Here is a 15582-nt window from a genome sequence, read left to right on the forward strand (position 1 = left end):
GGGGTTACCCATGTGAGAGTAAGTCATCGCCAGCTCATTATTCCTAAACACCCCCGACCATAAGGCCGGGGGTGTTTTTTTTATGCGCGGGTTTTAGTCAAATAATTGTGGGAATTGTTGAATATTGATTAAAAACTGGACTCATGGGTTTAGAATTTTAAGGAATAAGTAAGACTTTAGTCGGATATTGCATGAAAAGTAGCTGTGTTGAACTAAGTTGTTGCGAAGACATGGCGATAAGAATCATTAAAAATAATAAATAAGAGTTAGGGTCATGTGTCGTGCTAAAAACAACGAAAAAGACTCACAGGAGGTGAGTAAAAATGGCAGAAAACATGAAGCGAGTAGCAAACACGGTAAGTGTGAATGATGTGATTGATCAGGCAAAATTCACTAAATTTCACTTAAGCATTGTATTGTGGTGTTTGTTTATTGTCCTATTTGACGGATATGATTTAGCAATTAACGGTGTTGTTCTACCTCTACTTATGCAAGAGTGGGGCATGAGTGCTGTTCAAGCAGGCATGCTTGCAAGTACAGCACTCGCTGGCATGATGTTTGGAGCCATGCTGTTTGGGATGCTTGCAGACAAAATTGGTCGTAAAAAAGTTATCTTGATTTGTGTTTCTTTATTTAGTGCTTTTACATTTTTAGGTGGATTTACCACTAATCCAACAGAATTTGGTATTTTACGTTTTATTGCTGGTTTAGGGATTGGTGGTGTATTACCAAACTTAGTCGCTCTAACGTCTGAATATGCACCTAAACGTTTAAAAAGCACACTGGTAACTACCATGTTTAGTGGTTATGCCGTGGGCGGTATTATGGCTGCATTATGCGGTACATGGTTTACACCAAGTTTTGGTTGGGAGATTATGTTCTTCATTGCAGGTATTCCATTACTTTTTGTTCCATTTTTTTGGAAGTTCTTACCTGAGTCTTTAACTTTCCTCGTTAAAGAACAAAAAGTGAATGAAGCACGTCGCTTTATAAAGCAAGTCGAGCCAACTGCAGACATACAAGCAGATACTGAACTTGTTCTAGCTAGCGCTGATCAAACCCAAAGTGCATCAGTAAAAGCTTTATTTACAGAAAATCGTGCCACAGGAACATTCTTATTTTGGATTGCTTTCTTTATGTGCTTACTCATGCTTTACGCACTTGGAAGCTGGCTACCAAAACTTATGATGGCCGCGGGATATTCTTTAGGTAGCAGTTTAATGTTCTTATTAGCACTGAATATTGGTGCCGTGATCGGAACCATTAGCGGTGGTATTTTGGCAGACCGTTTTGACTTTAAACCTGTTCTTATGAGTATGTTAACTGTCGGTGTACTGTCTTTGGTTGGTTTGGGCTTTAATTCTCCAACCCCTGTTATTTATTTACTTGTCAGTTTAGCAGGTGCCTCATCTATTGGTACCAGTATCTTGTTATATAGCTATGTTGCTCAATACTATCCTGTTGCAGTACGTTCTACTGGTATTGGTTGGGCTTCTGCTGTAGGGCGTACAGGTGCAATCGTTGGCCCAATCGTGATTGGTATGCTGCTTGGGATGGAGTTACCACATAAATGGAACTTTATCGCAGTTGCAATGCCAGGTATTATTGGCATCATCGCTATTTCAATGATTCGTAAGCCACAACCTGGTCGCGTTATGGTGAAAAAATTAAAAACAGCCAAAATTTAAACTCTCGTAATTGACCTACTCAGTTAAAAAGCTCCTTACTTAAAGGGGCTTTTTCATATCTTTAGTATGAAATTAAATCAATATTCAATTGGTCAAAAGAATAAGCGGATTAAAAGAGCTTAAATATTGGGCGAATTAAAAAATAAATATCAATTATTCAAAAGTTTATATTAATAATAGTGTGACATATCACGCAAATAAATGACCTTTCGGTGAGCATAGCAGAATATCAATTAGTCTTATTGTGCCTTAAATCCCGCTTGCGTATATTGCCTGACATTGAAGATTGACTTCAGTCTTCAACAAGATGTTATGGACAAGTACTCATGGGAGATGAGAACGATGACAACGGAAAAAATAGATGTAAATTCTGTAGTCGATAATGCGAAATTCACGCCTTTCCACTTCAATGTAGTTGCTTGGTGTTTACTCATTATCTTATTTGATGGCTACGATCTCGCAATCAATGGTGTAGTTTTACCGTTATTGATGCAAGACTGGGGCTTAAGTGCAGTGCAGGCCGGAATGCTTGCAAGTACCGCACTGGCTGGCATGATGTTTGGTGCGATGATCTTTGGTTCCCTCGCGGACAAGATCGGCCGTAAGAAAGTGATCATGATCTGTATTGTATTATTTAGTGGTTTAACTTTTGCCGGCGGCTTTGCTTCAAACCCAACCGAATTCGGTATTTTACGTTTCCTTGCCGGTCTTGGTATTGGTGGCGTAATGCCAAACCTGGTGGCGTTGACTTCGGAATATGCCCCACAAAAAATGCGTAGTACGCTGGTGACCACCATGTTTAGTGGTTATGCGGTAGGTGGCGTAATGGCTGCGTTATTGGGTTCATGGTTTACCCCAAGTTTTGGTTGGCAAATCATGTTCTTTATCGCGGGTATTCCACTGTTTTTATTACCAGTGATCTGGAAATTCCTGCCTGAATCTCTCGCATTTATTGTGAAACAGAATAAGCAGCCAGAAGCTCGTCGTATTGTACGTCGCTTGGCGCCAAATCTGACAGTTACCGAGAATACAACTTTCACTTTGCCACAGGAAAATGTGCCTGAAGCAGCCAACGTGGTGAGCTTGTTCCGTCGTGGTCGTGCGGTCAATACTTTACTGTTCTGGGTCGCGTTCTTCACTTGTCTGTTAACCATGTATGCACTGAGCAGCTGGTTACCGAAGTTAATGATGGCAGCGGGCTACTCGATGGACAACAGCTTGATGTTCATGATGGTGATGAACGTTGGTGCGGTTGTGGGTATTGTCGGTGGTGGTATTCTTGCGGATCGTTTCCACTTGAAACCAGTACTGATGTTCCTCGGTATGATGGGTGCGATTGTGATGAGCTCAATGGGCTTTGCATCTAACCAATTCTTACTTTACATCTTGGTGTTCCTGGCAGGTGCAGCGTCGATTGGTTCACAAATGTTGCTATATAGCTATGTTGCGCAGTTCTATCCACTTGCGGTACGTTCGACAGGGATTGGCTGGTCTTCTGCGATCGGTCGTATGGGTGCGATTGTAGGGCCGATCCTGATTGGTGGTTTACTTGGTATGAACCTGCCTGCTTACTTTAACTTTATGGCAGTCGGTTTACCGGTTCTGATTACTGCAATTGCTGTTGCATTAATCATGCATGACAATGAATCTGAAAAGATTGGTTCAATTGAATCAGCAGTGTCTAAAGCTTAAAGCTAAGTTTTTAAATAAGAAGCCTCCGAAAGGGGGCTTTTTTTAATTTAATTGTTAAATTTTCAAAAGCTTGTATGATTAAAAAGTATATTTTTTATTCAAAGAGGGTTGAATGAACGTATGGTTATTCATACAAAATGCAATTTCAATACTGTCTGACGTATTTGCGATAGCCGCTGCAGGTATAGCTATTTGGCTTTTCTTCACTAAATCAAATGAAATTAAGACAGCTTTCAATTTACTTTTGAATTGGTCATTTCAACTTACCTTGACAGATTTAAAATCAAAAATAGAACGTTTAAATGAGTATTCAGCTAAAAATCCAGATGAGTTAGAAGAAATAAGAAATATTCTTCATGAAATAGCAGGTCAAATGAAAGGAAATGAGCAAATAGTAAAAACATCAAATGATCTAATTTCAAAAATTGAAAAGTTAGCAAGTAGTAAAAATCTAGATGAACCTCGAAAGCGTTCAATTATCAGTGAAATTCGTGAAGTATTGAGAAATATGCAGGTAAATTCCGTTGCATCACCTTTGGAGTAATAGATGTCTAAAATTGTACAAGCTATCAATGCAATGATAGTTAATCCAGATAAAATTAAATCGGTTATTGCTAGTGGAGCAGAATATTTTTTTATATATAAAGATAAATATAAGTGGTCAATAATTAAAAATGAGCAAGATGATTATATTATTTTCTATTATCCAGATGATATAAGTTTAGAAGAAGTGGTTTCTATCTCTAATCAGAATTGGCAAAACTTAAATGCTATAAAATATGCATTATCTGATATTCGTACTAGAGAGGCTGATGCTAGTTTTTCAGAGCTTTACACTCTAGTTTCTGAAAAGGCATATGGAATTGATGAAGTATTTAAAGACATTATTTCTGATCTAGATGAAGATTTACCATTCTAAAGATTAGAAAATTGGTATAACTTGATTAAAATCATCCCAGCATAGATTTAAAATTATGAAACTCAACTCATTCTCCCCAATCCCTGAAGATGATGACGAATTACATCTTCCTGAACTGGTGTACTGGGCTTCTTTAGGCGATGTTGAACAGGTCGAGCAAGGCTTACAGGAAGGTCTGGACGTTAACTCTGCCGACGAAGAAGGCTATAGTGCTTTACAGGCCGCTGCTGAAAATGATCATCTGGAAGTGGTCAAACTCTTGGTCAGCAAGGGTGCTGATATTGCACATCGCAGTCCAAATACTGCTTTAGAGCTGGCTGAAATGGCAGGCAATAAAGAGGTGGTGGCTTATCTGAAAAGTCTGGCCGGAGGTGTCTGAATATAAAAAAAGAACCTCAATGCTGAGGTTCTTTTTTTAGTGTAGGAGCTTAGGCAGCTTCGCCTTCAAGCTCTTTTAAGATCGCTTCATTGAAAGCCGGTAAATCGTCCGGATTGCGTGAAGTAATCAGTACCCAGTCACCTGTATTGCAGCGGTGGACTTCTTCGTCGACCCATTTCCCGCCGGCATTTTCCAGATCTAGCTTGATGCTCTTATATGAGGTCAGATTCTTGTCTTTGATGCGCTGTGCATCAATCAGGGTCCATGGCCCATGACAGATTGCGGCAATCGGTTTGTGATTGTCGGCAAAATGCTGAATGATTTTCTGCGCATCCTGATTGATTCTTAAAGTATCTGCATTGACAGTGCCGCCGGGAATCACCAAAAGATCATAATCATTCGGATCGACATGGTCGAAACTGGTATCCGGCGTGTATTGGGTAGCAGCCTTGGTATCACCTTTGACAGTGGCGACATCTTCATTTTTTTCTGCAGCATGAATCACTTCAAAACCTTTGGACTTTAGAAAATTTAAAGGCTCAGTGAGTTCATCATGTTCAATGCCTTGATTAGATGTAATAAAGAGGACCTTTTTTACCATGATTGCTGTTCCCAAAAAATGTGAGGATTTTTAGCTTAACAACAAGGGGATTCTTACAATGTTGGAGTTTTAGCTCGGAACTGTTAAGCAATGATAAATAAAATAATAGGCAGAAAAAAAAGCCCCGACATCCTGTCGGGGCTTTTTCGTATCTCGTGATTTAGGTATAACTCCTGTCGTACCTCACGTCCTGGTGTTGCGATGTTCTTATTGTTTTTAGGTCTTCGGAGCATCCTGCTCTCTATGTTTATAAAGTAATACACATCCCGGTGGCGCACTAGCAGCAGATTGCGGTTATTGCTGTACGCTTTGGCTTACATCAGCGTAGAGAAATTGAACTTTATAGGCTTAACCGGTTGTATTGCATTAAAAATGTATATCTAGACCGATATAAGGACCTTTAAATTCCAGCTGTAAGTCTGGACGTTGATCCTGTTCAAAATCTACCTGCATGAGGCGATAACCGATTTTGGCACCGACATCGACCAGCAGATTATCAATGAAATCATATTGCAGTTCGGCTTGTACATCGGTCTTTCGGGTATCACTGCCGTGACTGTAAACCGCTTCTGCTTGGGCACTCAGTCCGGTAAAGGGTAATTTAACCCCGGCTGTTGCATAGAGCAGTGGGCTATATTCATCCAGATCGTATTGCGTGAAAGCGCCGGCAGTCCGGTTTTCCACCGTACCATCCAGATTGGTTAAACCTGCACCTATATCCGCATGCACAATGGTATCCAGCAATTCGTAATACAGAATATAGTCAATATTGTTCAGCTTGATATCTGAGGCATTGATAAGAGAACTCTGTTCGCTGGTGCTGTCCAGATTGACGTATTTAATCTTGGCATTTGGTAACAATGGCACAGGATGTTCTACAGCGACAGATAGCTGCGCTGTACCTTGTCGATCTAGCTCATGCTTGAAATTGTTATCCTGACTATAGCCGTCAAAATCCCAGTAACTGAGATCTGCTTTCACGCCGATTACATCTGCATGACTGAGCGTACTGAGTCCAAAACCGAAGAATAAGGTGGTGAGTATTTTTGCGCGCATGGCTCTATTCCCTAAAGCTTTATTAAAATTGGAGGTGTCTGGTTACTTAAAAACATCTTCTTAATATGGAGTAGCAAGTGCATGATATAGAGAATTTCAAAAATGTATATCCTTGGATTTTGTAGGACAATAAGATGGTAGCGAGAAGCACACAACAAACGAAAGAGTATGTATTATATGTCGCCGGTCAGGCCGTTCAGACTGGTGAATGGTTAGAGGTCAAACATAAATATAACCACGAACTGTATGCCCGTGTCGCCTTGGCTGATGCCAATACACTGGAACAGGCGATTCAGTCTGCCGTAGATGCTGAAGCCGAAATGGCTGCCTTGGAGCCGTTTCAGAAACAGAAAATTCTGCTGCATTGCGTACGCCGTTTTCGTGAGATTCATGAAGAACTGACTGAAATTCTGATTGCAGAAGGGGGCAAGCCGCGTAAAGCAGCCGAAGCCGAAGTTGAACGTCTGATTAATACTTTCCAGATTGCCGCAGATGCCGTGACCCAGATTGATCAGGGACGTATGCTGCCTTTGGCCGTGACTGCAGCAGCATCCGGCTATCAGGGCATTGTGAAACAGGTGCCGATTGGTGCGGTGTCTTTGATCAGTCCGTTTAATTTTCCTTTAAATCTGACCGCGCATAAAATTGCTCCTGCGATTGCAGCCGGTTGTCCCTTTGTGCTGAAACCGCCGAGTCTGACCCCGATTTCTGCCTTAAAAATTGCCGAAATTCTGGCGGAAACCGATTTACCGCAAGGCGCTTTTTCGGTCTTGCCCTGTCCGCGAGAGCTGGCCGATCTACTGGTCACTGATGAGCGTTTTAAATTACTCAGTTTTACCGGTTCCGATGCCGTAGGCTGGGATATGAAAGCGCGTGCCGGACGCAAAAAAGTGGTCTTGGAGCTGGGTGGCAATGCTGCCGTCATGATTGAGCCGGATACCGAAATTAACGATGCCTTGATTAATCGTCTGATTGGTGGGGCGTATAACCACGCCGGACAGGTGTGTATCAGTGTGCAACGCATTTTGGTGCATCAGCAGATTTATACTGAAGTGAAGGACAAACTGCTGGCGAAACTGAAAACGATTAAAGCCGCTGATCCGAATCTGAGCACAACCTTGGTTGGTCCGATGATCAAGGAAGATGAAGCCAAACGCCTGAAAAAATGGCTGGATAAAGCCGTGAAAAAAGACGCGAAAATCCTGATTGGAGGCGAATTGAATGGTGTGATGTTCGCACCGACCTTGCTGGAAAATGTAGACCACAGTCTGGAAATCTACCGTGATGAAGCCTTTGGCCCGGTGGCAATCCTGGAAGTGTATGCTGATTTCGAATCCGGTATTGCCTGTATCAACCGCAGCCGTTTTGGCTTGCAAGCTGGAGTGTATACCCAGAATCTGAACAAGATGCTGTATGCCTGGGATCATCTGCATGTCGGCGGTGTCATTATCAATGATATTCCGTCTTTCCGGGTCGATAACATGCCTTATGGCGGGGTCAAGGATTCAGGTCTGGGTCGTGAAGGAATTCAGTCAGCCATTCGCGACATGCAGGAAGAGCGCATGCTGGTGATTAAAGCCTAAGTTTAGAATACTCATCGCTTCGATATCACTAGCAGCTTGTTTTAAATCTGCTTGTGATATTTAATCCGGTTTTTAAGGAGGTTAAAGTTCCATGAGAGACTTTGATTTCCCATATCACGGCTTGGTCATGTGTCTTAGTATGAGCCGTTTCATCTTCAAATAATGATCTAAAAACAGATGCTGGATTAGAGTCTTGCAATACATTTTTTGAAACAGCGACCCTGTAGTAAAACTTAAGAAAAATATATTCCAAAAAGTTTGTCAATATATAACTTGTTTAATCTGCCTTATTTTGCAGAATTATTGAACGCTTAATTCGAATAGATTATAAATAACGAATATTTTAAGCAGAATTTACAGAAAAAATTTAAAAAAGTCAGTATTGTTAAATCATCTACAAGGTCAGTTTTTCGATCAGACTTTAAGCAAGATGTAAGACCTGCTGACCTGTTTGTACATTAGAATTCGACGCCCACAAGGTGCCCTCTAATTCAAACACCCAAAATTATTGAAAATGCTTCTTTTTTTGCTTGCGCCATAACCATAACAAGCAGCATCTAAAGGGGTTAAAAGTTTAGGTGTTCTATGACAGAAACTCGTGAGAATTGGTCCGCACGATCAGGATTCATTATTGCAGCGATTGGTTCCGCCGTTGGCTTGGGGAATATCTGGCGTTTCCCTTATGTTGCCTATGAAAATGGTGGCGGGGCATTCCTGATCCCTTATCTGATTGCGATTTTCGCAGCAGGTTTACCTTTATTGTTTTTAGACTATGCGGTCGGACACAAGTTCCGCAAAGCGCCGCCTATGGCCTATAAAAAACTCATGAATGCCGAATCTCTGGGTTGGTGGCAGGTCATGGTCACTCTGGTGATCGGGATTTACTATGCCAGCGTCTTGTCCTGGGCCGGCAGTTATATGTTCTATTCCTTTGGACAGCAGTGGGGCACAGATACCCAAGGCTTCTTCTTCAATACTTACCTGCAAAATGGTGAGGGTCTGACGCTCGGTTTTGTACCTGTGCTGTTCTTTGGTTTGGTGGTCGTTTGGGCAGCAGTCATGCTGATTCTTTACGGTGGAGTACGCCGTGGGGTGGAACTGGCGAATAAAATCTTTATGCCATTGCTGGTGATTTTATTCACGATCCTAGTGATTCAGGCAGTACGTTTACCTGGTGCAGTCGATGGCTTAAATGCTTTCTTCACGCCGAACTGGGAAGCGATGGCCAACTATAAAGTCTGGTTAGCCGCTTTTGGTCATATCTTTTTCTCACTATCAGTGGGCTTCGGGATCATGTTGACCTATGCATCTTACCTGAAACGCAAAACTAACCTGACCGGTTCAGGCATTGTGGTGGCATTGGCCAACTCGTCTTTTGAAATCCTGGCGGGTATTGGTGTGTTTGCAGCACTTGGTTTTATGGCGTTCAGTTCAGGCGCTAAAGTTGAAGATGTGGTGTCTGGCGGTATTGGTCTGGCCTTTATTGCGTTTCCAAAAATCATTTCCAGTTTAGGTGCAGGTGGTGACCTGTTCGGTTTCCTGTTCTTTGGTTCATTGACGGTGGCGGGTATTACCTCCATGGTCAGTATCCTGCAAGTTCCGATTGCTGCGTTCCAGGACAAACTGGGCTGGTCAAAGAACAAGTCAGTGACCATTATTGCGGGTGGTTCAGCAGTGATTTCTACCCTGATGTTCTCGACACATAGTGCCATTACCTTTGTCGATATCATCGATTACTTTGCCAATAACATCGGTATTGTTGGTGGTGGTCTGTTATCGATTATTCTGTTGTCGTGGTTCCGTCGTCCATTAATGAAACAGCTGGAAGGCCATGTGAATGAGTTTGCCAGCGTGAAACTAGGTACGAGCTGGAACTTCATGCTGACGGTGATCACGCCGTTGTCATTATTGCTGGCATTGGGCCTGACCCTGAAATCGATCATGGCAGAAGGTTATGGTGGCTATGCTGCCAGTACCCTATGGATGGTAGGTGGAGGAGTAATGGCATTCTTTATTCTGGGTGCCATTCTATTCAGCCTGATTAAAGATCGTCACAGCTAGGAGAGCGACTATGAATACATCTGCACTAATCATGATGATCATCTCTATCGTTTTATTATGGGGTGGTCTGGTACTGGCTGTGATTCATCTGGCAAAGAATCCGGAAGAACCAGAAGACTAAAAATCTTCACATAAACCTACTGTTACCATAAACGGAAGTCATTATCATCCTTGATGATAATGACTTTTTTAATGGCTGATGCTCTGACATGATTTCCGTTTCAGATGGACAAGTCTATACAGCCTTTGCCGTGACTTTATTTGCCGGGCTGGCCACCGTGGTGGGTGGGGGACTGGTATTATTCTTAAAAAAACCTAATTTCCGTTTGCTGGCCTTTGGTCTGGCCTTTGCTGCCGGGGCCATGATCTATGTCTCTTTAACCGAAATTCTGAACAAATCGATCGCGTCCTTTAGCCTGGATTTTGATGAAAAAACCGGTTTTGCCTTTGGCACTTTTGCTTTTTTACTGGGCGTAGTTCTGGTGTTATTGCTAGATCGCTTTGTGCCAAACCCACATGACACTATTGAAACCCATTCTGCCAAGGGCGTCAGTTCACCCCAATTACTGCGTACCGGCATGCTGACCCTGTTTGCGATTAGCGCACATAACCTGCCGGAAGGGCTGGCGACGTTTTTTGCCACGCTGGAAAGTCCTGCTTTGGGTGCACCATTGGCAGTCGCGATTGCGATTCATAATGTACCAGAAGGCGTGGCGATTGCCCTGCCGGTCTATATGGCCACCGGCCGTAAAGATTATGTGCTCTGGGCCAGTTTGGTTTCCGGACTGGCCGAACCATTAGGGGCAGCGCTCGGGTATTTTATTCTGGCACCTTATATGAGTGAAACCGTCTATGGTCTGATCTTTGGCGTGATTGGCGGGGTGATGGTTTATCTGGCGCTGGATGAATTATTGCCGACGGCAAAGCGCTATTCTGAAGGGCATGAAACAGTCTATGGATTGGTGAGCGGCATGGCGGCATTGGCGAGCAGTCTGGTGATTTTTAAGTTTATTCAATAAGCTATATATTCACTAAATCATGCGCCATAAAAAAAGCAGCTTGCGCTGCCTTTCATTTTAAACGCATGACTTATGCAGTTTTTTCTATACGGCAATAGAAGAAGCCATCGCCTTGATCTGCTTTCGGCAACAACTGACGACCATGAATCTGCTCGATGCCCCAATCGGCTTCGATTTTGATTTCTTTGGCATCGGCATGGGTATTAAAAAACTCGACCATCTGCTGTTCGTTTTCGGCTTTTAGAATTGAACAGGTAATGTAGAGCAAAGTACCACCGACTTTCAGTTGCTGCCACATATTTTCCAGAATCTGCTTTTGCAGCTGTACCGTTTGCGGAATATCTGTGGAATGACGCAGTAAACGGATGTCCGGATGACGACGGATCACACCAATTGCAGAGCATGGTGCATCCAGAACGATACAGTCGACCGGCTCCGGAGCGGTCCAGGTGATCGCATCAGCCGCGATAATTTCAACGTCGGCATATTCAGTTAATAGTAAACGTTCCAGATTTTCTGCTACTCGGACTAAACGTTTGGCATCCTGATCAATGGCATAGAGTTTTTTCGGGCTATATTTTTCCAGGATATGTGCAGTTTTACCCCCCGGAGCGGCGCAGGCATCTACAACGACTTTGCCTTCAAGGTCAGGAACCAAGGTTGCGCAAAGCTGGGCATGTTCATCCTGAACCGAGAAACCGCCGGCTTCATAGCCCGGCAGGTTTGGAATATGGACATTCTGTTCCAGAACGATGCCAACTTCAGAAAGAGTACAGGCACGTGCTTCATAGCCTTCTTCTTCCAGAATTTCCAGATATTCATCGCGGCTGACCTGGTTGACATTGACACGCAAGGTGAGCGGTGCAATCTGTTTCAAGTCATGCGACAGTTCGGCAAGCTGTTCCGGCCAGTCTTTCTTTAAACGCTTGTAGAGCCAGCTTGGCAGGCCATGCGCCTGATTTAAAGCCAGGTCAAATTCTTCTGTTTCACGTGAAACACGACGCAGCACGGCATTCACCAGACCGCTTAAAGGTTCAAAGCCCAGCTGTTTGGCAGCAGTCACGGTTTCTGAAATTGCAGCATGCGCCGGAATACGGGTACATAGAATCTGGTACAAACCCAAATATAAGCAGCTTTCTAGCGCCTGGTTATCGAGAGGTTTGGTTAAGAGCGGCAGGGTGATGGCTTTCAGGCCATGCCACTGACGTAAACAGCCTAGAGTTAACTCGTGATACAGACCACGGTCACGCTCAGACACAATGTTGATATGTTGATTGAGTACAGAAGCAAGTGATTGGCCATTTTGTACAGCCAATAGGGTTTTTACAACTTGCGCGCGCAAATTCAAATTTTTAGCTGATGATTGAATTTGGCTCATGCGAATTTATATCCTACCGATAGTTTTTGAGTTTGATTAATTTGAACAGCATTCAGGGCTTTGCCGCCTGGCCATTGCAGATTGGTGATACAGATGGCATTTTGATCGCCACACATTACATGCACGCCGTCTTTATCCAGAGCAATTACTTCACCAGGCAGGGCATTGCTTGTCTTTTGCGTAGAAAGCGAGGAATTCCAGATGCGTAAATTGTTGCTGTCATCCAGTTGGGTAAATGCCACCGGCCATGGATTAAAAGCACGAATATTACGGTCAATGGCTGCTGCAGGCTGGGTCCAGTCAATTTGTGCTTCAGCTTTTGATAGTTTATGCGCGTAAACCGTCAGGCTTTCATCCTGGACTTCGCGAATCTCAAGATAGTGCTGTAAAGTCTGTTCCGATTCGAGCACGGCCACAATCGCCTCAGCACCTTGCAGCGCCAGTTTGTCATGCAGGCTGGCAGAAGTATCCTCGGCAGTAATCGGACATCGTGTTTTATACATCATGTCCCCGGTATCCAGACCGGCTGCCATTTTCATAATGGTCACACCTGTTTCGATATCGCCGGTAGCAATCGCGCGCTGAATTGGGGCTGCACCGCGCCAGCGTGGCAACAGCGAACCATGAATATTCAGGCAACCATATTTTGGCGTATCCAGAACCACTTGTGGCAGGATCAGGCCATAAGCTGCCACCACCATCACATCTGCATTTAAGGCTTTAAGTTCCGCTTGCGCCGCCAGACCTTCTTCAGTCGATGACTTGAAATGCAAAGGCTGATAGACCGAAAGATGATGTTCAAGCGCTAACTGCTTCACCGCAGATGCCGTGAGCTTTTGTCCACGTCCGGCCTTGCGGTCCGGTTGAGTATAGACCGCCACAATTTCATGTTCGGTTCTAAGCAACGCAGCCAATGCAGTCGCTGCAAATTCTGGTGTGCCTGCAAATATGATCTTCACACATGAAATTCCAAATAAACTTAAAAGCTATTATAAGCCAAAAGCCAAATTTCAGCCTAATCGTTGCAAAAACTTATCCGAGAAGCTTGGTGAGTGCTTGAATTTCAGTAGAATTTTTATATAAAAAAAACTCATGCAAATTGTAAAAATTATTCATGAAAGTTTTGTATTGTCCTGATGATGATGGCGGTATAGTAGATTTCATTAAGAAATTTTTATCGTCAGATCATCCAAACCTCTCGATAGACATTTTTGCCTGCATCTACACTCAAAAGGCCATCTTGTAAATCAAGGGCTTGTAGTATGATAGGTTTAAAATTCAACTGATTTAAGCTCTTTGTCAGTATGATTTAGCCAGAGTGGATCTGCCCGATTCACTGCAAGCTCAAACTTTGTTGGAAATATAAAATGCCTGACTATCGTTCAAAAACATCGACACACGGAAGAAATATGGCTGGCGCACGCGGTTTATGGCGTGCTACCGGCATGAAAGATGAAGATTTCGGTAAGCCGATTATTGCGGTGGTGAACTCGTTCACCCAGTTTGTACCGGGTCATGTGCATCTTAAAGATCTGGGTCAGCTGGTGGCACGTCAAATTGAAGCGTCAGGCGGCGTGGCCAAAGAATTCAATACCATTGCGGTCGATGACGGCATCGCGATGGGTCATGACGGCATGCTGTATTCATTGCCTTCACGTGATCTGATTGCAGACTCGGTCGAGTACATGGTCAATGCCCATTGTGCCGATGCGATGGTGTGTATCTCGAACTGTGACAAGATCACCCCGGGTATGTTAATGGCTTCAATGCGTCTGAACATTCCGGTGGTATTTGTCTCTGGCGGTCCAATGGAAGCGGGCAAGGTCAAAATCCGCGGTAATGAAAAAGCCATTGATCTGGTCGATGCCATGATTGTTGCAGCAGATGACAGCTTCACTGACGAAGAAGTCGCTGAATATGAGCGTTCAGCTTGCCCAACCTGTGGTTCATGTTCAGGCATGTTCACTGCAAACTCGATGAACTGTTTGACTGAAGCACTTGGTTTATCGCTTCCGGGTAATGGTTCAACCCTGGCAACCCACGCAAATCGTAAAAAATTATTCGAGCGTGCGGGTCAACTGATTGTTGAAATCACTAAACGTCATTATGAGCAAAATGACTACAGCTTGTTGCCACGTTCAATCGCAACCAAAGCAGCGTTTGAAAATGCCATGACTTTAGACATTTCCATGGGTGGTTCAACCAATACTGTTCTGCATTTGTTGGCAGCAGCACACGAAGCTGAAGTCGACTTTACTATGACCGATATCGACCGTTTGTCACGTAATGTGCCGGTACTATGTAAAGTTGCGCCGGCGAAACAGGATGTCCATATGGAAGATGTACACCGTGCCGGTGGCATCATGTCGATTCTGGGCGAACTGGATCGTGCAGGCTTACTGGATACTTCTGTTCCAACGGTCCATGAAAAAACTTTAAAAGATGCCTTGGATAAATGGGACATCATCCGTACTGAAGATGAAGACGTGTATCAATTCTTCAAATCTGCACCGGGCGGTGTACCAACGCAGACGGCATTTTCACAAGACCGTTACTATGCACGTTTAGATGGCGACCGTGACAATGGCGTGATTCGTAATGCAGCCAATGCATTCTCGCAAGATGGTGGCCTGGCAGTACTTTATGGCAACATCGCACTAGAAGGCTGTATCGTAAAAACAGCAGGTGTGGATGATTCAATCCTGAAATTCAACGGGACTGCACGTGTGTTTGAAAGTCAGGATGCTGCGGTTGAAGCAATTCTGGGTGGTAAAATCACTGCGGGTGATGTCGTCGTGATTCGCTACGAAGGTCCACGTGGTGGTCCGGGCATGCAGGAAATGCTGTACCCGACCAGTTATCTCAAATCGAAAGGTTTGGGTAAAGACTGTGCACTTTTAACAGATGGCCGTTTCTCGGGTGGTTCATCTGGTCTGTCGATTGGTCACGTGTCTCCTGAAGCAGCGGAAGGTGGTGCGATTGGTCTGGTTGAAGATGGTGACCGTATCGAAATTGATATTCCAAACCGTACCATTCACCTGGCAGTGGATGATGCAACCATGGCAGCACGTCGTGAAGCCCAAGAAGCCAAAGGCTGGCAGCCTGCTGAACAGCGTCCTCGTAAAGTGTCTAAAGCACTCAAAGCGTATGCGATGCATACCACCAGTGCCTCGAAAGGTGCAGTACGTGATATCTAATTTGTAATT

Annotated in this window: 14 protein-coding genes; 10 read left to right on the forward strand and 4 right to left on the reverse strand. The window is 43.9% G+C overall.

Features of this window, described 5'->3' with window-relative positions:
• The first annotated feature begins 323 nt into the window (after positions 1-323).
• The 5 genes from NI455_RS10965 to NI455_RS10985 all read left to right on the forward strand — a co-directional run bounded on the left by NI455_RS10965 (position 324) and on the right by NI455_RS10985 (position 4678).
• Positions 324-1688 carry an MFS transporter gene (locus NI455_RS10965; protein WP_114541999.1) on the forward strand — a complete coding sequence of 455 codons (1365 nt, stop codon included), beginning with the start codon at positions 324-326 and terminating at the stop codon, positions 1686-1688.
• 342 nt (positions 1689-2030) lie between these two features.
• On the forward strand, positions 2031-3380 hold the full coding sequence (locus NI455_RS10970) for an aromatic acid/H+ symport family MFS transporter (protein ID WP_253114135.1): 1350 nt from the start codon (positions 2031-2033) through the stop codon (positions 3378-3380).
• 112 nt (positions 3381-3492) lie between these two features.
• On the forward strand, positions 3493-3924 hold the full coding sequence (locus NI455_RS10975) for a hypothetical protein (RefSeq protein WP_244783327.1): 432 nt from the start codon (positions 3493-3495) through the stop codon (positions 3922-3924).
• Positions 3925-3927: 3 nt separating this feature from the next.
• Positions 3928-4299, forward strand: a complete 372-nt coding sequence (locus NI455_RS10980; RefSeq protein WP_244783326.1) for a hypothetical protein — start codon at positions 3928-3930, stop codon at positions 4297-4299.
• Positions 4300-4354: 55 nt separating this feature from the next.
• Complete coding sequence (locus NI455_RS10985; RefSeq protein WP_004728940.1) at positions 4355-4678, forward strand: ankyrin repeat domain-containing protein; 324 nt, start codon at positions 4355-4357, stop codon at positions 4676-4678.
• A gap of 49 nt (positions 4679-4727) precedes the next feature.
• Here NI455_RS10985 and NI455_RS10990 read toward each other — a convergent pair whose 3' ends face one another.
• Both NI455_RS10990 and NI455_RS10995 read right to left on the reverse strand, forming a co-directional pair.
• A complete protein-coding gene (locus NI455_RS10990) occupies positions 4728-5279 on the reverse strand; it encodes a type 1 glutamine amidotransferase domain-containing protein (protein ID WP_168730570.1) in 552 nt (183 codons plus the stop codon).
• A gap of 366 nt (positions 5280-5645) precedes the next feature.
• Positions 5646-6335, reverse strand: coding sequence for a TIGR04219 family outer membrane beta-barrel protein (locus tag NI455_RS10995; RefSeq protein WP_253114137.1), 690 nt, complete (start codon positions 6333-6335; stop codon positions 5646-5648).
• Between the two features lie 134 nt (positions 6336-6469).
• Here NI455_RS10995 and NI455_RS11000 point away from each other — a divergent pair, with 134 nt between their 5' ends.
• The 4 genes from NI455_RS11000 to zupT all read left to right on the forward strand — a co-directional run bounded on the left by NI455_RS11000 (position 6470) and on the right by zupT (position 10998).
• Positions 6470-7918 carry an aldehyde dehydrogenase family protein gene (locus tag NI455_RS11000; protein ID WP_253114140.1) on the forward strand — a complete coding sequence of 483 codons (1449 nt, stop codon included), beginning with the start codon at positions 6470-6472 and terminating at the stop codon, positions 7916-7918.
• Positions 7919-8503: 585 nt separating this feature from the next.
• Entirely contained in the window at positions 8504-9979 is a 1476-nt protein-coding gene (locus tag NI455_RS11005; RefSeq protein WP_253114142.1) for a sodium-dependent transporter, read from the forward strand.
• 10 nt (positions 9980-9989) lie between these two features.
• Positions 9990-10100, forward strand: coding sequence for a methionine/alanine import family NSS transporter small subunit (locus NI455_RS11010; protein ID WP_004647694.1), 111 nt, complete (start codon positions 9990-9992; stop codon positions 10098-10100).
• An 88-nt stretch (positions 10101-10188) separates the two neighbouring features.
• Positions 10189-10998 carry a zinc transporter ZupT gene (zupT, locus tag NI455_RS11015; RefSeq protein WP_253114144.1) on the forward strand — a complete coding sequence of 270 codons (810 nt, stop codon included), beginning with the start codon at positions 10189-10191 and terminating at the stop codon, positions 10996-10998.
• Between the two features lie 70 nt (positions 10999-11068).
• On the opposite strand, the gene rsmB is transcribed toward zupT, so the two are convergent.
• Together rsmB and fmt are read right to left on the reverse strand one after the other, a co-directional pair.
• Positions 11069-12376, reverse strand: coding sequence for a 16S rRNA (cytosine(967)-C(5))-methyltransferase RsmB (gene rsmB / locus NI455_RS11020; RefSeq protein ID WP_253114147.1), 1308 nt, complete (start codon positions 12374-12376; stop codon positions 11069-11071).
• A complete protein-coding gene (fmt, locus tag NI455_RS11025; RefSeq protein ID WP_253114150.1) occupies positions 12373-13335 on the reverse strand; it encodes a methionyl-tRNA formyltransferase in 963 nt (320 codons plus the stop codon). The genes rsmB and fmt overlap by 4 nt, the downstream gene beginning before the upstream one ends.
• A gap of 408 nt (positions 13336-13743) precedes the next feature.
• Between fmt and ilvD the strand changes: the two genes are divergently transcribed.
• Positions 13744-15573 carry a dihydroxy-acid dehydratase gene (gene ilvD, locus NI455_RS11030; RefSeq protein WP_080633081.1) on the forward strand — a complete coding sequence of 610 codons (1830 nt, stop codon included), beginning with the start codon at positions 13744-13746 and terminating at the stop codon, positions 15571-15573.
• Positions 15574-15582: the final 9 nt, after the last annotated feature.

Source organism: Acinetobacter lwoffii (genome assembly GCF_024129435.1).
Classification (GTDB): Bacteria; Pseudomonadota; Gammaproteobacteria; order Pseudomonadales; family Moraxellaceae; genus Acinetobacter; species Acinetobacter lwoffii_F.